This is a genomic window from Streptococcus salivarius, from assembly GCF_009738225.1.
Classification (GTDB): domain Bacteria; phylum Bacillota; class Bacilli; order Lactobacillales; family Streptococcaceae; genus Streptococcus.
The window spans coordinates 1,538,131-1,558,608 of the sequence record NZ_CP018187.1 but is presented as its reverse complement, the minus strand read 5'-3'; the positions used below and the strand labels follow the sequence as shown (position 1 = coordinate 1,558,608).

Genomic DNA, 20,478 nt, shown 5'->3' with positions numbered 1-20,478 from the left:
TAAGGAAATTATGACAGTATATAACATTAATTTAGGCATAGGTTGGGCTAGCAGTGGTGTCGAATATGCTCAGGCCTATCGTGCTAAGATTTTCAGGGAAATGGGACAAGAAGCAAAATTTGTTTTTATGGACCTCATCCTTGGGGATAATATCGAGCATATGACTAGCAAGATTGGCTTTTCAGACGATGAAATCATCTGGCTCCATAACTATTTTACAGATATCAAGATTGCGCCATCGACCATTAGCCTAGCGGAAATCGAGACCATCTTACCTGCCAATCCTGAGCGCAAGGAAGTTGCTGGTCGCCTCATTCGTTACTATTACCCACAAGACAATATGGTGGTGGCATGTAACCTTCGTGCGATGGACGAAGATGCAGTGGAAACAGTCAGCTATTTTGTCAACGACAAGCTCTTGCGCAAGGATTTCTACTCTTACACCCGTTACTGCAGTGAGTATTCTGCGCCTAAGGACAATCAAGCCAAGGTTTACCAACGTCGTTTTTATAACGAAGATGGGTCTATAGCCTATGACATGATTGTCGGAGACAATAATCAGGATATCTATCGTTTTCCTGATCAGGTTCTTTATGGTAAGCAAGAATTCCTTCGCTATTTCTTCAAACGTCTAGCCCTAACCAAGGATGATGTGGTCATCTTGGACCGTGAAACAGGTATTGGCCAGTTGGTCTTTGAAGAAGCGCAAGCTGCTCGCCTAGGTGTAGTGGTTCACGCTGAGCATTTTAGTGTCAATCAAACTGATGGCAACTATATTCTCTGGAATAACTATTACGAGTACCAGTTTACCAATGCGGACAAGGTTGATTTCTTTATCGTGGCAACTGATCGTCAGAAGGAAATTCTTCAAGAGCAGTTCCGTCGCTACACCAACCACGATCCAAAGATTTACACTATTCCAGTTGGAAGTCTGCCTGAATTGGTCGGGCAGGACAAACCACGTAAGCCATTCTCAATGATTACGGCCTCACGATTGGCTCAGGAAAAACACATTGACTGGTTAGTTCGTGCGGTTATCGAGGTTCATAAGACTCTGCCAGATATCACTTTTGATATCTACGGTAGTGGTAGTATGGATGCCAAGTTGCGTGAGATTATTGTCGAAGCACAAGCTGGCGACTATATCCGACTCATGGGGCACGCTGACTTGACTGACATTTATAGCCAGTACGAGGTCTACCTAACAGCTTCAACCAGTGAAGGTTTCGGCCTTACTCTCATGGAGGCGGTTGGTTCAGGTCTTCCGATGATTGGATTTGATGTGCCTTATGGAAATCAAACCTTTATCGAAGACGGGGTCAACGGTTATCTCCTCCCTGTCGCTGAAAATCATGTTGTGGATGTCATCACCAAGTCCTATAAGGATGCCATTGTCCGTCTCTATGAAAAAGGCAATATCGAAGCCATGCGTCAAAAATCTTATGACCTTGCCAAAGGCTTCTTGACCAGTCAAGTCAAGGCAGCTTGGAAACAGTTACTTGAGGAGGTACGCTCATGATATTCTTATGTGATTACTACAATCAAGCCAGTAAGGATCTAGCTTACTCACTTCAGGTAGCAGGCTATGATGCCACAACAGTTGTCATCAATCCAGATGGTTTTCTCCCTCAAGACGCTCTCTCTCCTTTTACCTATTATGTGGAAGCAGCAGAGGAAACTGGCAAACTACGCTTTTTCAACCAAGTTCCTGTGCCAGCCTTTTGGGAAATTTCAGGGAACAATCAGATGGCGCGTGTGTCTAATCTTACCGAAGAACGTGCCCGCATCACCTACCCAGAAGGTAGCAAGGCTCGTATCGTTAAAAGTGTCGAATGGTTAGACAAGTCAGGAAAGATTCGCCAAGTGGACCACTATAACAAATACGGTTTCTGCTTTGCCAAAACCACTCATGATGAGAACGGTCAGGCAGTCTTTACCAGCTACCAAACCAAAGAAGGTGACGAACGTATCTTGGAAAATCATCTCACCAGTGATATTCTCTTGACTCTACCAGGACAAGCCCTTCGTCGTTTCGCCAACCGTACCGAATTTGTTAAAGCCTTCCTAGCTCAGGTCTTTGGTGATATCGATCACATTATCTTTAATAGCTTGGCAACACCTTTCGTCGTCTCATGGACTATGCAAAATAAGGGTGCCACTGATGTTCTTGTCTGGCAAGAGCCACTGGGTGATGTCCTTCCAGGTAATATGAATGGTATCTTAGAGGATAATTCAGCCAGAGCCAATGCCATCATCATTCCTGATAAGGTGACTTATAAAAAAGCCTTGACGCTGGTGCCTGAGGATAAAAAACATAAGGTCTTGTCACTTGGCTATGCCTATGACTTCAAGGAAAATCATGGCAAACCTCGTAATGCCTTTATTGCAACCAATTCAGACCAAATTGAGCGTTTAGAAGCCTTGGTTGAGTCACTCCCTGATGTGACCTTCCAGATTGCGGCAGTCACTGAGATGTCACAAAGATTGCTCTCAATGATGCGTTATTCAAACGTTGTACTCCATCCAAACGCTAGTCACAAGCAGTTGGACAAGCTCTATCAAGAGTCTGACCTTTACTTGGATATCAATCATCATAATGAATTGTATAAGGCGACGCGAACTGCCTTTGAACACCAATTATTGATTCTGGCCTTTTCAGAAACAGCTCATGGACCTGTCTATACAGCACCGGAGCATATCTATGCCAGTCAGAACTATCCAGCTATGGTTGCCAAGATTAAGAAGGTCCTAAGCGACAATCAAGCTATGCAAGAGGCCATGCAAGTTCAAGAAGCTCAAGCCAATACTCTGACTGCTTCTGAGTTGGCCGACCGCTTACAATCACTTTTAGGAGGAAATCATGTCTAAAAAAGATTTATTCTACGGTGACGTTGAAGGCCGTATGGAAGAACTCAAGCAAAAGCCTATCACAAAAGAAAAAGAAACCAGAGGAGAGAAAATCAACAAGAGCTTTTCAATCATGCTCGGACTTGTTATTATCATCGGTTTGATCTTCACCCTTATTGGTTTGTTGAGGTAGTCTTATGATGTTAGTATTTATGGTTCTAGCAGTGATTCTTTCGGTTACCCTTATCGTCCTAGTGACCATCCAACCACGTCAAACGCAGATTTTCTCAACGGATGCCACTAGTAATATCGGTAAACCAAGTTATTGGGCTAGCCAACCGATTCGAAAAATGTTGACCTTGGCTATCAGCATAGCCCTCTTTATCCTCTTACTTATTTTTATGATTGTTTCTTATAAGTAGAGGACTTCCTACCATATAATAGAAAGAAGTATGTCATGCGCGTACATTTTACAAATTTATTTGGCCAGTCCTCACGCAGTGTGGCCTTGATTGCCCAAAATGATACCATGAAGATTGCCAGAGAGCTCGGTGCTAATGAACTAGGAATTTATTTCTATGATAGTAGTCAAGAGCCAGATGGAGAGCTTAATTCCCGCTTTGATGGGATTGTAGCAGGACTAAGTGTTGGAGACATTGTTTTCTTCCAGTCTCCATCATGGAATGGTAGTGAGTGGGACAGCCGATTGCTCCGTAAATTCAAAGCCGTTAATGCTAAGACCGTTATGTTTATCCATGACGTCCCGCCTCTCATGTTTGATAGTAACTACTATCTCATGTCTTCTTATATTGATATGTACAATCTCTGTGATGTCGTCGTTGTTCCATCTGAAAAGATGCGTGATCGACTAATTGAGGAAGGGCTAACAGTTGAGAAGGTTATCATCCAAAAACTTTGGGACTTACCTCATAGTCTGGACTTGCACCAGCCTGCTTTCCAAAAGAAAATGATTTTTGCCGGAAACCCAACACGTTTCCCACATATCTTAGACTGGAAACAAACGACCCCTCTCCACGTCTACGCAGATAAACAAGAGGATAAGGATTATTCCAAAGTCCACCTCGAAGGCTGGCGAAATAAACATGAGCTTTTGCTAGAACTATCTAAGGGAGGATTTGGTCTGGTCTGGGGAAATTCGGAAAAACCAGAGGACGAGCTTGACTACTATAAGATGAACATCTCTTATAAACTCTCTACTTACTTAGCCGCAGGTCTCCCAGTTGTTGTACCTGACTACCTCTCAAATGCAGACTATATCAAAGAACATGGTCTAGGCTTCGTCGTTTCAGGTCTGGAAGAAGCAGACCGTTGCGTTCAAGAATGTACCGAGGAGCAGTATGCACAGATGGTGGCTAATGCTCGCCACACAGCCTATCTCATTAGTAACGGTTACTTCACAAAGAAACTTTTTATCGATGCTATCATGGCATTAAGCTAATAGAAAAAGGATTATCGAAAGGTAATTTTAGAATATACAAGGCCTTGTGGTGAAATATGAGTCATATATTATTTATTTGAAGTAACTAGTAATTTATTTAATCTGACAAAATCATGAAGAAATCGTATTATCTAGAGATTGGATTAGAGAGTTTGAACAAAAAATGGAGGATGATATCATGAAATCAATTGTATTAGGAGCTAATTTTCAATATGCTGAAATGGTTCTAACCACGATCAAATCCATATGTTGTCATAATCGAGGAATTCGTTTTTATTTGATTAATAATGATTTTCCGACAGAATGGTTTTACAATCTTAATAGGAAATTAAAGAAACTAGACTGTGAAATTGTAAACGCACGAGTAAATAGAACACACATAAATCAATACAAAACAAACATTGATTATGAGCTCTTTCTATGTTATTTTATTCCAGATTTTGTTGAAGAAAATACGGTGCTTTATTTGGATTGTGACTTGGTTGTTAATCAAGACTTAACTCCTTTATTTGACATAGATTTAGGTGACTATCCTCTTGCTGCTGTCCAAGATTTAGGAGCGCAGTACTATTTTAATGAGTATATTTTTAATTCTGGAGTAATGTTAATTAATAATCGTCTGTGGAAACAAGAAGAAGTTTGTAAGCAGCTGATTGAAATGACTAATGAATTACAAGATAAGGTTATTCAAACTAATCAGAGTATCTTAAATATCTTATTTAAGGATCGTTGGTTAGCTTTGGACTTTAAATATAACTGCATAACCTTGCATACACATTTTTCGAATTATCGACCAGAAGCTGGGGCATATCCGCCTATTATTCATTACCTAACGAATCGAAAACCATGGGGACTTTACGAACGCTCTATATATCGAGATGTTTGGTGGTATTATAATGCTCAAGATTGGTCAGACATGAGCGAGCTAACTTCTTATCTGACAAAAAAACAGGTGAGGCAGTACACCGGGATTCAACATTCAGCCCTAGTCTATACATTCTCAAGTGACTTGAGAAATATGGCCTACTTGATTGAAAATCTGCCGAATGTCAAGTTTTATATCGCTGCTCCTGTTATGGTAGCTGAGAGTATTACAGCTTTACTGGCCTATCCAAATATTTCCGTCCTATCTGATATAGCAGGACAGCCCTCTTTGGTTGAGAGTTTGATTGAACGTTGTGATTTCTTACTTGACATCAATGCTGACTTCGAAGTTGATGGAATCATTGGTCGTTTTCAACAAGCTGGGAAACCAGTATTTGCTTTTGAAAGTGTTGCTCATGGGGAGCAAGGACAGTTCCTTTATGACAATCGAATCCTGAAGAGATGGTTATAGCTATTGAAGCCTTTTGTCAAAATGAGGAGTTACCTGTAAAAAAACTCAATCCTATCCGAAAGTAATAGATATTCAGCAGAGTCTTGATTATATACTAGAACACCATTCTTCTGTCATTCGCTATGGTGATGGAGAAATGGATATTATGATGGGACATGGGATTCCTTATCAAGACTATGATGAAACACTGGCAGAACAGCTTAGAAGTATGATCCAATTAGAAAGCTCTCCAGATTTTCTGGTTTGTCTTTCTGATGTTTTTGAAGGCTTGGAACGCTACAATCTGGAAGCTGTCAATTTTTGGAAAAAGCATTTAGAGCATTATAAAGAAGCCTATCATAGATTTTGTACAGCTAGTTTCTATGGTTCGACCTTTATATCTCGTCCTTATATGGATCTGAAAGATAAGTCTGCCTCAGTAGCTCACTTTGAAAAATTAAAGAAACTTTGGGATAAACGAGATATTTTGATTGTAGAAGGTGAAAACTCACGTTCAGGAGTTGGTAATGATCTTTTTAATAATGCTCGGTCAGTTCAACGTATCATTTGCCCTTCTAGAAATGCCTACAGTAAAATTCAAGACATTCAAGAAACAGTTGAGAAATATGCTGATGGTAAATTAGTATTCCTGATGCTTGGACCCACAGCTAAGGTTTTAGCTTATCATTTAAGCAGAAAAGGGATTCAAGCGATTGACCTAGGCCATATTGACTCAGAATATGAGTGGTTTAAGATGGGGGCAACTTCAAAAGTAAAACTCTCACATAAGCATACTGCGGAGCATAATTTTGATCAAGGAATTGAACTAATGGAAAACGAGGAGTACAGCGAACAAATTATTAGTAGTGTTTTAGACTAGAAAAAACAATTAAATATACTTTTATTTGAGATGAGTTTTTAGGGGTTACCATCATTTATTCAAACTATCAACTAAATCGTAATTAGGCAGTAGAATTTTGAAGCTACTGTCTTTTTATTTTGAATAATATGTAATAATTCTGAATATTCTCTAGGAGTAATTGTGGTTAAGTTTTATTAAAAAGAATATCAATTAAAGGATATTGTTATATTAAAATATCAAAAATCAACTGGTTTTACATCTGTAAATATCACTTTAGGTGGGTAAAAGATGGGTATTTTTAAAGTTATTTTCCCATAATATTGACTTCTGTTTAATAATTGAAGGTTTTTAAAAAAATAGTTATTGTCTTATTTTGTAAAACCCCTAAATGCTTTTACTATAGAGTTAATTTAAATTTATATTTTTATTTGTAAGGTTGCTTATATTTTTTACAAACTCAAAATATAAGCTAATTTTACTTAGGAAATTTAAGTTAAATCGGAAGAGGTTAAAGAAAAACTAAAAGGTTAAAACTAAAACACTAAAATGTTGCTACAATTTTAATAATATGATATATTTGAGATTAGGGAAATTCAATTTATATTATTTTTAGAAGTGACAAGAGTAATCAAAATCTAATGATTCCTTGTCTAGGAGGATATATGGGTAAAGATATCTTTAGTAAGAAGAGTCGTTTCTCGATTCGTAAATTGAATATCGGAGTCTGCTCGGTCTTGCTTGGTACTTTGATCATGATTGGTCACACAGCTCAAGCGGATGAAACGACATCTGATGGAGCAACAGTTGCAACCACAGCTGTCAGTGCAAGTCAAGGTGACGGAGCCTCAACCACAACTCCGCCAATCACAGCACCAGAAAGTGCAGCAACTACTACGGTAGCACCAGCAGCTACTGAAACAGTTACATCGATGTCGGTTGCACCTACAACATCAGTTGCACCAAGTGTAGCAGTAAGTTCAGAAGCACCAGCTTCAACAAGTGCTACAAGTTCAGCACCGGCTTCATCGGCAGCAACCTCAACAAGTCCAGTAGTTGCTTCAGAAGTTCCAGGTTCAACAAATGTATCAACTGCAAAACCGGCAACTGCCTCAGAGGCATCTCGTTCAGTTACAGCTTCGACAGCGTCAGTAACTACAGCAAGCTCAGAGAATGCAATCGCAAATAATGTTACGGTTTCAGAAACAGCAAATGTTCCTCGTGTACGTCGTCGCCGTGACACTGGGGGAACATCACGTTCAGTTGATGAAACAAGACTTGATCGTGTCACAGTAACGAAAGATAACTTTGATAGTTTCTTTAAAGAAGGTGGTACGGCAAATTATGATGAAACGTCTGGCACAATTAAATTAACAGATGACGTGTCAGGTCAAGTTGGTAGTGCTTACCTTCGTTTTAAAATTGATCCTAGGGAAGACTTTACCTTTACTGGTAAGGTAGATATTGGTGATAAATACGAAGGTCATACTGTAGGTAGTCGTCTAGGTGGTGATGGAGTCGGCTTCGTCTTCCATACAGGTAATGTAGATACTATTGGTCAATCCGGAGCGTCTATTGGTATGGGTACTATCAAAAATGCCTTTGGTTTCAAACTAGACTCATGGCACAACACTTCTAACCCAAATGCTAACCAAAATGCATCAGCCGATCCAAGATATGGTGGAAATGCATGGAGAAGTAATGCCTTCGGTTCATTCTACTCATCAAATAATGCTGGTAGGGTAACGACAAGTAGCTCAGCAGCAAAAGCTCTAAATCCAAAACCTAATGGCGAATGGGTAGACTTTAAAATTGAATATAAAGGTCAATCAAAAGAGTTTATTGTAACTTACGGTTCTGAAAAATGGTCAACTAATTTGAAGACTGCGAATGCTTCAATCATGGAACCAACTGCTAAGACTGCTCTTAACAACTCAAATGCAACTTATGCATTGTCATTCTTAGGAAGTACGGGTTCGGGTACCAACTTGCAACGTGTGCAAATTGAAAAATTTGAGTTTACTGCACCACAAATTGTACAAGTAGCCTTCTATGATGAAGCGGGTAATGAGCTTGCAGCAAGTAGTGCGATTCCAGGAGATAGAGATCAAGTTGTTAATTTGAGTAATATCGAAGCAGTACAAAAAGCTATTACGAAATTAAAGACTAAAGGTTATACACTTAAGGAAGTTAATTCTGATAAAGCAGAAACATATAACTCGGGAGCCAACACTGTAACACTAAGAAGTGGTGGACAGTTACTGAAGTATGTATTTGCAGTACCTACTCCAGAGGTAACTAAAACATTACCTTCAGATGGCGGTATGTTGCGAAACGGAGGTATTAAATCAACTGATAGAACTCTATCAGGGACAGGAACACCTGGTGCAACTATTAATATTAAAGTTGCAGGGAACACAGTTGTAGACAACGTAACAGTTGAAAGTAATGGTAAGTGGACAGCGACACTTCCAACTGGATTAAATAGTAATGTAACGACACAAGATCAATTAGTTCCAAAAGATAGTTTAGTAGTTACACAAAAAATAGGTGTCAGTGAAAGTGAAGCAGCAACAGTAGATGTTGCACTAGGTGAATCAAGTGTAGTGCCATCAACAGAATCAAAAGACCAACAAAGTATTGTTGCAGAAACTACAACAGTCACATTAAAAGTCCCTCATGATGCAGGGGTAACCTACTTTGATTATCCTAAAACAGGTGGTAGAAGTGAGGTAGCTATTAAACGCGATTCAATTCCTGGAGCGTGGGCTTCAAAAGATGCATCAAAAGCAGTAGTTACCTCTTACTCTACGGATGGTTTTGTTGATACAATCGTACTTGAAATGAAAGAGCAAATCCAACCAGGTAAAGCTAAGGTAATTTCAAATATTAAAGAAACTAAATATTCAAGTCCAGTTGGTTGGAAAGAAATTAATGTAGAAGAAAAACCAGATACAACACCACCAGTAGCACCAACTGTTAATAGTGTTAAAGTGGGGGCTACTAACCTTACTGGTACAGCAGAAGCTAATTCTACAGTAGAAGCTACATTACCAAATGGTAGTAAAGTAACTGCAACAGCAGGTTCAGATGGAAGCTTCACTATCCCAGTTTCAGGTTTAAATGAAGGAGATACAATTAGTGTTACAGCAACAGATGCAGCAAGTAACAAGTCAACTCCAAGTGTAGTAACTGTAAAAGAGAATGTTCGCCCTGTAGTAAATATTCCATATGATGACAAAGCTAACCAAATTATCTATCTATATTCTGGTGAAGAAAATAATATAGAACTAAAAGTCACTGATAACTCAGGGAAAATTGCTAAAGCATTTTTAGTATTTGCTCAAGATAATCGTACAGGTTTAGGAACAGAAGATGCTGGATACCTAAATGGTAAAACGAAAAGTGCTTTATACTTAAAAGCAAATAGATTTGGTTCAGAAACAACAGCTACTGAGGCAAATCCTGCTATCATTAAATTAACAGCAAATATTCCAAATGGATCTTACACAGATGGTACAGGAATAACTCGTTATGTCTATGCTGAAGATTTAGCAGGAAATACAAATTATGATAACGTAGGAGCTGCTGGTGATACAGGTGCACCAGGCCGTATTCGTTTTGTTTGGAAACCACAAACATTCAAATATAACTCTCAAGCACCATCAACACCTATTACATCAAGTGCTATTCCGGAAGCAAGTGCTATTGAAAAAGCTGTTAAAGATGCTAATCCAACTTTCAGTGACAAGATTGGAAGTGTTTCTATAGATGGTACTAATGTTAAGGTTACTTATAAGGATGGAAGTACAGATGTTATTCCAGCAAACTCAGTATTTACAATTGAACCAATTGCACCAAAAATAACACCAGTTAAAAATCCATCAAGTCTGGAACAACCAGAAAAAGATGCAGTTAAGAAAGCTGTAGAAACAGCTAACCCAACAGCAACTAGGGTTGAAGTAGGTCAAGACGGTTCCACAACATTAACCTACTCAAATGGTTCAACAGCTACCTTAACACCAGCCCAAACTGTCAGTCAAGCAGATGTTACCCCCCCAGTAGCCCCAACTGTGAACCCAGTTACCGCAGGTGCTACAGCCGTCACAGGTACAGCCGAAGCCGGTTCAACTGTAGAAGTTACTCTTCCAGATGGCTCTAAGGCCACAGCAACAGCTGATCCAGATGGCAACTTCAGTGTTCCAGTCAGCGCCTTGAAGGAAAATGACACCGTATCTGTTACAGCAAAAGATGCTTCAAACAATACATCAACACCGACAACCGTTACCGTACCAGATACGACAGCTCCAGTAGCCCCAACTGTGAACCCAGTTACCGCAGGTGCTACAGCCGTCACAGGTACAGCCGAAGCCGGTTCAACTGTAGAAGTTACTCTTCCAGATGGCTCTAAGGCCACAGCAACAGCTGATCCAGATGGCAACTTCAGTGTTCCAGTCAGCGCCTTGAAGGAAAATGACACCGTATCTGTTACAGCAAAAGATGCTTCAAACAATACATCAACACCGACAACCGTTACCGTACCAGATACGACAGCTCCAGTAGCCCCAACTGTGAACCCAGTTACCGCAGGTGCTACAGCCGTCACAGGTACAGCCGAAGCCGGTTCAACTGTAGAAGTTACTCTTCCAGATGGCTCTAAGGCCACAGCAACAGCTGATCCAGATGGCAACTTCAGTGTTCCAGTCAGCGCCTTGAAGGAAAATGACACCGTATCTGTTACAGCAAAAGATGCTTCAAACAATACATCAACACCGACAACCGTTACCGTACCAGATACGACAGCTCCAGTAGCCCCAACTGTGAACCCAGTTACCGCAGGTGCTACAGCCGTCACAGGTACAGCCGAAGCCGGTTCAACTGTAGAAGTTACTCTTCCAGATGGCTCTAAGGCCACAGCAACAGCTGATCCAGATGGCAACTTCAGTGTTCCAGTCAGCGCCTTGAAGGAAAATGACACCGTATCTGTTACAGCAAAAGATGCTTCAAACAATACATCAACACCGACAACCGTTACCGTACCAGATACGACAGCTCCAGTAGCCCCAACTGTGAACCCAGTTACCGCAGGTGCTACAGCCGTCACAGGTACAGCCGAAGCCGGTTCAACTGTAGAAGTTACTCTTCCAGATGGCTCTAAGGCCACAGCAACAGCTGATCCAGATGGCAACTTCAGTGTTCCAGTCAGCGCCTTGAAGGAAAATGACACCGTATCTGTTACAGCAAAAGATGCTTCAAACAATACATCAACACCGACAACCGTTACCGTACCAGATACGACAGCTCCAGTAGCCCCAACTGTGAACCCAGTTACCGCAGGTGCTACAGCCGTCACAGGTACAGCCGAAGCCGGTTCAACTGTAGAAGTTACTCTTCCAGATGGCTCTAAGGCCACAGCAACAGCTGATCCAGATGGCAACTTCAGTGTTCCAGTCAGCGCCTTGAAGGAAAATGACACCGTATCTGTTACAGCAAAAGATGCTTCAAACAATACATCAACACCGACAACCGTTACCGTACCAGATACGACAGCTCCAGTAGCCCCAACTGTGAACCCAGTTACCGCAGGTGCTACAGCCGTCACAGGTACAGCCGAAGCCGGTTCAACTGTAGAAGTTACTCTTCCAGATGGCTCTAAGGCCACAGCAACAGCTGATCCAGATGGCAACTTCAGTGTTCCAGTCAGCGCCTTGAAGGAAAATGACACCGTATCTGTTACAGCAAAAGATGCTTCAAACAATACATCAACACCGACAACCGTTACCGTACCAGATACGACAGCTCCAGTAGCCCCAACTGTGAACCCAGTTACCGCAGGTGCTACAGCCGTCACAGGTACAGCCGAAGCCGGTTCAACTGTAGAAGTTACTCTTCCAGATGGCTCTAAGGCCACAGCAACAGCTGATCCAGATGGCAACTTCAGTGTTCCAGTCAGCGCCTTGAAGGAAAATGACACCGTATCTGTTACAGCAAAAGATGCTTCAAACAATACATCAACACCGACAACCGTTACCGTACCAGATACGACAGCTCCAGTAGCCCCAACTGTGAACCCAGTTACCGCAGGTGCTACAGCCGTCACAGGTACAGCCGAAGCCGGTTCAACTGTAGAAGTTACTCTTCCAGATGGCTCTAAGGCCACAGCAACAGCTGATCCAGATGGCAACTTCAGTGTTCCAGTCAGCGCCTTGAAGGAAAATGACACCGTATCTGTTACAGCAAAAGATGCTTCAAACAATACATCAACACCGACAACCGTTACCGTACCAGATACGACAGCTCCAGTAGCCCCAACTGTGAACCCAGTTACCGCAGGTGCTACAGCCGTCACAGGTACAGCCGAAGCCGGTTCAACTGTAGAAGTTACTCTTCCAGATGGCTCTAAGGCCACAGCAACAGCTGATCCAGATGGCAACTTCAGTGTTCCAGTCAGCGCCTTGAAGGAAAATGACACCGTATCTGTTACAGCAAAAGATGCTTCAAACAATACATCAACACCGACAACCGTTACCGTACCAGATACGACAGCTCCAGTAGCCCCAACTGTGAACCCAGTTACCGCAGGTGCTACAGCCGTCACAGGTACAGCCGAAGCCGGTTCAACTGTAGAAGTTACTCTTCCAGATGGCTCTAAGGCCACAGCAACAGCTGATCCAGATGGCAACTTCAGTGTTCCAGTCAGCGCCTTGAAGGAAAATGACACCGTATCTGTTACAGCAAAAGATGCTTCAAACAATACATCAACACCGACAACCGTTACCGTACCAGATACGACAGCTCCAGTAGCCCCAACTGTGAACCCAGTTACCGCAGGTGCTACAGCCGTCACAGGTACAGCCGAAGCCGGTTCAACTGTAGAAGTTACTCTTCCAGATGGCTCTAAGGCCACAGCAACAGCTGATCCAGATGGCAACTTCAGTGTTCCAGTCAGCGCCTTGAAGGAAAATGACACCGTATCTGTTACAGCAAAAGATGCTTCAAACAATACATCAACACCGACAACCGTTACCGTACCAGATACGACAGCTCCAGTAGCCCCAACTGTGAACCCAGTTACCGCAGGTGCTACAGCCGTCACAGGTACAGCCGAAGCCGGTTCAACTGTAGAAGTTACTCTTCCAGATGGCTCTAAGGCCACAGCAACAGCTGATCCAGATGGCAACTTCAGTGTTCCAGTCAGCGCCTTGAAGGAAAATGACACCGTATCTGTTACAGCAAAAGATGCTTCAAACAATACATCAACACCGACAACCGTTACCGTACCAGATACGACAGCTCCAGTAGCCCCAACTGTGAACCCAGTTACCGCAGGTGCTACAGCCGTCACAGGTACAGCCGAAGCCGGTTCAACTGTAGAAGTTACTCTTCCAGATGGCTCTAAGGCCACAGCAACAGCTGATCCAGATGGCAACTTCAGTGTTCCAGTCAGCGCCTTGAAGGAAAATGACACCGTATCTGTTACAGCAAAAGATGCTTCAAACAATACATCAACACCGACAACCGTTACCGTACCAGATACGACAGCTCCAGTAGCCCCAACTGTGAACCCAGTTACCGCAGGTGCTACAGCCGTCACAGGTACAGCCGAAGCCGGTTCAACTGTAGAAGTTACTCTTCCAGATGGCTCTAAGGCCACAGCAACAGCTGATCCAGATGGCAACTTCAGTGTTCCAGTCAGCGCCTTGAAGGAAAATGACACCGTATCTGTTACAGCAAAAGATGCTTCAAACAATACATCAACACCGACAACCGTTACCGTACCAGATACGACAGCTCCAGTAGCCCCAACTGTGAACCCAGTTACCGCAGGTGCTACAGCCGTCACAGGTACAGCCGAAGCCGGTTCAACTGTAGAAGTAACCCTTCCAGATGGCACTAAAGCATCAGCAACAGCTGACCAAGATGGCAACTTCAGCGTTCCAGTTAGCGGTTTGGAAGAAGGTCAAACAGTCTCTGTTACAGCGAAAGACGCTTCAAACAATACATCAACTCCAACTACAGCAACTGTAGCGAAAGCTGATGATAAGACAGCTCCAGATGCACCAGTTGTGAACCCAGTTAAAGCAGGTGACACAGCAGTCACAGGTACAGCTGAAGCAGGTTCAACAGTAGAAGTAACCCTTCCAGATGGCACTAAAGCATCAGCAACAGCTGACCAAGATGGCAACTTCAGCGTTCCAGTTAGCGGTTTGGAAGAAGGTCAAACAGTCTCTGTTACAGCGAAAGACGCTTCAAACAATACATCAACTCCAACTACAGCAACTGTAGCGAAAGCTGATGATAAGACAGCTCCAGATGCACCAGTTGTGAACCCAGTTAAAGCAGGTGACACAGCAGTCACAGGTACAGCTGAAGCAGGTTCAACAGTAGAAGTAACCCTTCCAGATGGCACTAAAGCATCAGCAACAGCTGACCAAGATGGCAACTTCAGCGTTCCAGTTAGCGGTTTGGAAGAAGGTCAAACAGTCTCTGTTACAGCGAAAGACGCTTCAAACAATACATCAACTCCAACTACAGCAACTGTAGCGAAAGCTGATGATAAGACAGCTCCAGATGCACCAGTTGTGAACCCAGTTAAAGCAGGTGACACAGCAGTCACAGGTACAGCTGAAGCAGGTTCAACAGTAGAAGTAACCCTTCCAGATGGCACTAAAGCATCAGCAACAGCTGACCAAGATGGCAACTTCAGCGTTCCAGTTAGCGGTTTGGAAGAAGGTCAAACAGTCTCTGTTACAGCGAAAGACGCTTCAAACAATACATCAACTCCAACTACAGCAACTGTAGCGAAAGCTGATGATAAGACAGCTCCAGATGCACCAGTTGTGAACCCAGTTAAAGCAGGTGACACAGCAGTCACAGGTACAGCTGAAGCAGGTTCAACAGTAGAAGTAACCCTTCCAGATGGCACTAAAGCATCAGCAACAGCTGACCAAGATGGCAACTTCAGCGTTCCAGTTAGCGGTTTGGAAGAAGGTCAAACAGTCTCTGTTACAGCGAAAGACGCTTCAAACAATACATCAACTCCAACTACAGCAACTGTAGCGAAAGCTGATGATAAGACAGCTCCAGATGCACCAGTTGTGAACCCAGTTAAAGCAGGTGACACAGCAGTCACAGGTACAGCTGAAGCAGGTTCAACAGTAGAAGTAACCCTTCCAGATGGCACTAAAGCATCAGCAACAGCTGACCAAGATGGCAACTTCAGCGTTCCAGTTAGCGGTTTGGAAGAAGGTCAAACAGTCTCTGTTACAGCGAAAGACGCTTCAAACAATACATCAACTCCAACTACAGCAACTGTAGCGAAAGCTGATGATAAGACAGCTCCAGATGCACCAGTTGTGAACCCAGTTAAAGCAGGTGACACAGCAGTCACAGGTACAGCTGAAGCAGGTTCAACAGTAGAAGTAACCCTTCCAGATGGCACTAAAGCATCAGCAACAGCTGACCAAGATGGCAACTTCAGCGTTCCAGTTAGCGGTTTGGAAGAAGGTCAAACAGTCTCTGTTACAGCGAAAGACGCTTCAAACAATACATCAACTCCAACTACAGCAACTGTAGCGAAAGCTGATGATAAGACAGCTCCAGATGCACCAGTTGTGAACCCAGTTAAAGCAGGTGACACAGCAGTCACAGGTACAGCTGAAGCAGGTTCAACAGTAGAAGTAACCCTTCCAGATGGCACTAAAGCATCAGCAACAGCTGATCCAGATGGCAACTTCAGTGTTCCAGTCAGCGCCTTGAAGGAAAATGACACCGTATCTGTTACAGCAAAAGATGCTTCAAACAATACATCAACACCGACAACCGTTACCGTACCAGATACGACAGCTCCAGTAGCCCCAACTGTGAACCCAGTTACCGCAGGTGCTACAGCCGTCACAGGTACAGCCGAAGCCGGTTCAACTGTAGAAGTTACTCTTCCAGATGGCTCTAAGGCCACAGCAACAGCTGATCCAGATGGCAACTTCAGTGTTCCAGTCAGCGCCTTGAAGGAAAATGACACCGTATCTGTTACAGCAAAAGATGCTTCAAACAATACATCAACACCGACAACCGTTACCGTACCAGATACGACAGCTCCAGTAGCCCCAACTGTGAACCCAGTTACCGCAGGTGCTACAGCCGTCACAGGTACAGCCGAAGCCGGTTCAACTGTAGAAGTAACCCTTCCAGATGGCACTAAAGCATCAGCAACAGCTGATCCAGATGGCAACTTCAGTGTTCCAGTCAGCGCCTTGAAGGAAAATGACACCGTATCTGTTACAGCAAAAGACGCTTCAAACAATACATCAACTCCAACTACAGCAACTGTAGCGAAAGCTGATGATAAGACAGCTCCAGATGCACCAGTTGTGAACCCAGTTAAAGCAGGTGACACAGCCGTCACAGGTACAGCTGAAGCAGGTTCAACAGTAGAAGTAACCCTTCCAGATGGCACTAAAGCATCAGCAACAGCTGACCAAGATGGCAACTTCAGCGTTCCAGTTAGCGGTTTGGAAGAAGGTCAAACAGTCTCTGTTACAGCGAAAGACGCTTCAAACAATACATCAACTCCAACTACAGCAACTGTAGCGAAAGCTGATGATAAGACAGCTCCAGATGCACCAGTTGTGAACCCAGTTAAAGCAGGTGACACAGCAGTCACAGGTACAGCTGAAGCAGGTTCAACAGTAGAAGTAACCCTTCCAGATGGCACTAAAGCATCAGCAACAGCTGATCCAGATGGCAACTTCAGTGTTCCAGTCAGCGCCTTGAAGGAAAATGACACCGTATCTGTTACAGCAAAAGATGCTTCAAACAATACATCAACACCGACAACCGTTACCGTACCAGATACGACAGCTCCAGTAGCCCCAACTGTGAACCCAGTTACCGCAGGTGCTACAGCCGTCACAGGTACAGCCGAAGCCGGTTCAACTGTAGAAGTTACTCTTCCAGATGGCTCTAAGGCCACAGCAACAGCTGATCCAGATGGCAACTTCAGTGTTCCAGTCAGCGCCTTGAAGGAAAATGACACCGTATCTGTTACAGCAAAAGATGCTTCAAACAATACATCAACACCGACAACCGTTACCGTACCAGATACGACAGCTCCAGTAGCCCCAACTGTGAACCCAGTTACCGCAGGTGCTACAGCCGTCACAGGTACAGCCGAAGCCGGTTCAACTGTAGAAGTTACTCTTCCAGATGGCTCTAAGGCCACAGCAACAGCTGATCCAGATGGCAACTTCAGTGTTCCAGTCAGCGCCTTGAAGGAAAATGACACCGTATCTGTTACAGCAAAAGATGCTTCAAACAATACATCAACACCGACAACCGTTACCGTACCAGATACGACAGCTCCAGTAGCCCCAACTGTGAACCCAGTTACCGCAGGTGCTACAGCCGTCACAGGTACAGCCGAAGCCGGTTCAACTGTAGAAGTTACTCTTCCAGATGGCTCTAAGGCCACAGCAACAGCTGATCCAGATGGCAACTTCAGTGTTCCAGTCAGCGCCTTGAAGGAAAATGACACCGTATCTGTTACAGCAAAAGATGCTTCAAACAATACATCAACACCGACAACCGTTACCGTACCAGATACGACAGCTCCAGTAGCCCCAACTGTGAACCCAGTTACCGCAGGTGCTACAGCCGTCACAGGTACAGCCGAAGCCGGTTCAACTGTAGAAGTTACTCTTCCAGATGGCTCTAAGGCCACAGCAACAGCTGATCCAGATGGCAACTTCAGTGTTCCAGTCAGCGCCTTGAAGGAAAATGACACCGTATCTGTTACAGCAAAAGATGCTTCAAACAATACATCAACACCGACAACCGTTACCGTACCAGATACGACAGCTCCAGTAGCCCCAACTGTGAACCCAGTTACCGCAGGTGCTACAGCCGTCACAGGTACAGCCGAAGCCGGTTCAACTGTAGAAGTTACTCTTCCAGATGGCTCTAAGGCCACAGCAACAGCTGATCCAGATGGCAACTTCAGTGTTCCAGTCAGCGCCTTGAAGGAAAATGACACCGTATCTGTTACAGCAAAAGATGCTTCAAACAATACATCAACACCGACAACCGTTACCGTACCAGATACGACAGCTCCAGTAGCCCCAACTGTGAACCCAGTTACCGCAGGTGCTACAGCCGTCACAGGTACAGCCGAAGCCGGTTCAACTGTAGAAGTTACTCTTCCAGATGGCTCTAAGGCCACAGCAACAGCTGATCCAGATGGCAACTTCAGTGTTCCAGTCAGCGCCTTGAAGGAAAATGACACCGTATCTGTTACAGCAAAAGATGCTTCAAACAATACATCAACACCGACAACCGTTACCGTACCAGATACGACAGCTCCAGTAGCCCCAACTGTGAACCCAGTTACCGCAGGTGCTACAGCCGTCACAGGTACAGCCGAAGCCGGTTCAACTGTAGAAGTAACCCTTCCAGATGGCACTAAAGCATCAGCAACAGCTGACCAAGATGGCAACTTCAGCGTTCCAGTTAGCGGTTTGGAAGAAGGTCAAACAGTCTCTGTTACAGCGAAAGACGCTTCAAACAATACATCAACTCCAACTACAGCAACTGTAGCGAAAGCTGATGATAAGACAGCTCCAGATGCACCAGTTGTGAACCCAGTTAAAGCAGGTGACACAGCAGTCACAGGTACAGCTGAAGCAGGTTCAACAGTAGAAGTAACCCTTCCAGATGGCACTAAAGCATCAGCAACAGCTGACCAAGATGGCAACTTCAGCGTTCCAGTTAGCGGTTTGGAAGAAGGTCAAACAGTCTCTGTTACAGCGAAAGACGCTTCAAACAATACATCAACTCCAACTACAGCAACTGTAGCGAAAGCTGATGATAAGACAGCTCCAGATGCACCAGTTGTGAACCCAGTTAAAGCAGGTGACACAGCAGTCACAGGTACAGCTGAAGCAGGTTCAACAGTAGAAGTAACCCTTCCAGATGGCACTAAAGCATCAGCAACAGCTGACCAAGATGGCAACTTCAGCGTTCCAGTTAGCGGTTTGGAAGAAGGTCAAACAGTCTCTGTTACAGCGAAAGACGCTTCAAACAATACATCAACTCCAACTACAGCAACTGTAGCGAAAGCTGATGATAAGACAGCTCCAGATGCACCAGTTGTGAACCCAGTTAAAGCAGGTGACACAGCAGTCACAGGTACAGCTGAAGCAGGTTCAACAGTAGAAGTAACCCTTCCAGATGGCACTAAAGCATCAGCAACAGCTGACCCAGATGGCAACTTCAGCGTTCCAGTTAGCGGTTTGGAAGAAGGTCAAACAGTCTCTGTTACAGCGAAAGACGCTTCAAACAATACATCAACTCCAACTACAGCAACTGTAGCGAAAGCTGATGATAAGACAGCTCCAGATGCACCAGTTGTCGATACAGATCTTACAGGTAAGGCAGGTACTCGTACACCAATCGATGTTATTGCTGAACCAGGTACTAAGATTGAATTGTTCGATAAAGACGGTAACAAGATTGGTGAAGCTACAGCTGATGACAATGGTAAAGCCACTATCATACCAACGGTTGATATTCCGGAAGGTAATGTGACAGCGAGAGCGACAGACTCATCAGGTAATGTCTCAGATGCTAGCGCCCCAATGCTTGCAACAAGGGGTGGATCAACAGATACCTTTAATAATAGTAAAGGTTCTAATGTTACTCCAACGGTTGTGAAACCATCACCAGCTGTAGATGTTCAGGCAGTGGATTCATCAGATAAGCACATGAATCTCAAAGCAAGAGCAACTATTTCAGCAGCTCAAAAAGACGCTTCTACTCTTCCAGCTACAGGAGAAGAAGCATCAACTGCAGCTGTAGTACTAGGAGGAGTTCTTGCAGCATTTGGACTTACCTTGGCAGGTAAGCGTAAAAAAGAAGACTAAGATAAATTAAAAAACTTGTAGAAGTGATTTAATAAGTCATCTGAGTTTTCAAACGAAAAGACTCATCCCTAAACTGGGGTGA

At 43.7% G+C, this 20,478-nt stretch carries 6 protein-coding genes and 1 pseudogene; all 7 read left to right on the top strand.

The window, feature by feature from the left end; all coding sequences use genetic code 11:
• Positions 1-10 precede the first annotated feature (10 nt).
• The 7 genes and pseudogenes from gtfA to BSR19_RS07250 all read left to right on the top strand — a co-directional run bounded on the left by gtfA (position 11) and on the right by BSR19_RS07250 (position 20,396).
• Positions 11-1,519 carry an accessory Sec system glycosyltransferase GtfA gene (gene gtfA / locus BSR19_RS07285; RefSeq protein ID WP_156246909.1) on the top strand — a complete coding sequence of 503 codons (1,509 nt, stop codon included), beginning with the start codon at positions 11-13 and terminating at the stop codon, positions 1,517-1,519.
• Positions 1,516-2,868 (top strand): accessory Sec system glycosylation chaperone GtfB, encoded by a 1,353-nt coding sequence (gene gtfB, locus BSR19_RS07280; RefSeq protein WP_156246908.1) that lies wholly within the window; start codon positions 1,516-1,518, stop codon positions 2,866-2,868. The genes gtfA and gtfB overlap by 4 nt, the downstream gene beginning before the upstream one ends.
• Complete coding sequence (asp4, locus tag BSR19_RS07275; protein ID WP_002883547.1) at positions 2,861-3,040, top strand: accessory Sec system protein Asp4; 180 nt, start codon at positions 2,861-2,863, stop codon at positions 3,038-3,040. The genes gtfB and asp4 overlap by 8 nt, the downstream gene beginning before the upstream one ends.
• Before the next feature lie 4 nt (positions 3,041-3,044).
• Positions 3,045-3,269, top strand: a complete 225-nt coding sequence (asp5, locus tag BSR19_RS07270) for an accessory Sec system protein Asp5 (protein WP_155212142.1) — start codon at positions 3,045-3,047, stop codon at positions 3,267-3,269.
• A 35-nt stretch (positions 3,270-3,304) separates the two neighbouring features.
• Positions 3,305-4,306 (top strand): sugar transferase, encoded by a 1,002-nt coding sequence (locus BSR19_RS07265; protein WP_156246907.1) that lies wholly within the window; start codon positions 3,305-3,307, stop codon positions 4,304-4,306.
• A 178-nt stretch (positions 4,307-4,484) separates the two neighbouring features.
• Positions 4,485-6,501, top strand: a pseudogene (locus BSR19_RS11955) (SP_1767 family glycosyltransferase); the annotation flags it as partial.
• A gap of 644 nt (positions 6,502-7,145) precedes the next feature.
• Complete coding sequence (locus BSR19_RS07250) at positions 7,146-20,396, top strand: Ig-like domain-containing protein (RefSeq protein WP_197092241.1); 13,251 nt, start codon at positions 7,146-7,148, stop codon at positions 20,394-20,396.
• The last annotated feature ends 82 nt before the right edge of the window (positions 20,397-20,478 follow it).

What these genes read in the sequence shown, in the direction of transcription:
- gtfA (WP_156246909.1), top strand. Translation starts at nt 11, where the DNA reads ATGACAGTATATAACATTAATTTAGGCATAGGTTGGGCTAGCAGTGGT.
- gtfB (WP_156246908.1), top strand. Translation starts at nt 1,516, where the DNA reads ATGATATTCTTATGTGATTACTACAATCAAGCCAGTAAGGATCTAGCT.
- asp4 (WP_002883547.1), top strand. Translation starts at nt 2,861, where the DNA reads ATGTCTAAAAAAGATTTATTCTACGGTGACGTTGAAGGCCGTATGGAA.
- asp5 (WP_155212142.1), top strand. Translation starts at nt 3,045, where the DNA reads ATGATGTTAGTATTTATGGTTCTAGCAGTGATTCTTTCGGTTACCCTT.
- BSR19_RS07265 (WP_156246907.1), top strand. Translation starts at nt 3,305, where the DNA reads ATGCGCGTACATTTTACAAATTTATTTGGCCAGTCCTCACGCAGTGTG.
- BSR19_RS07250 (WP_197092241.1), top strand. Translation starts at nt 7,146, where the DNA reads ATGGGTAAAGATATCTTTAGTAAGAAGAGTCGTTTCTCGATTCGTAAA.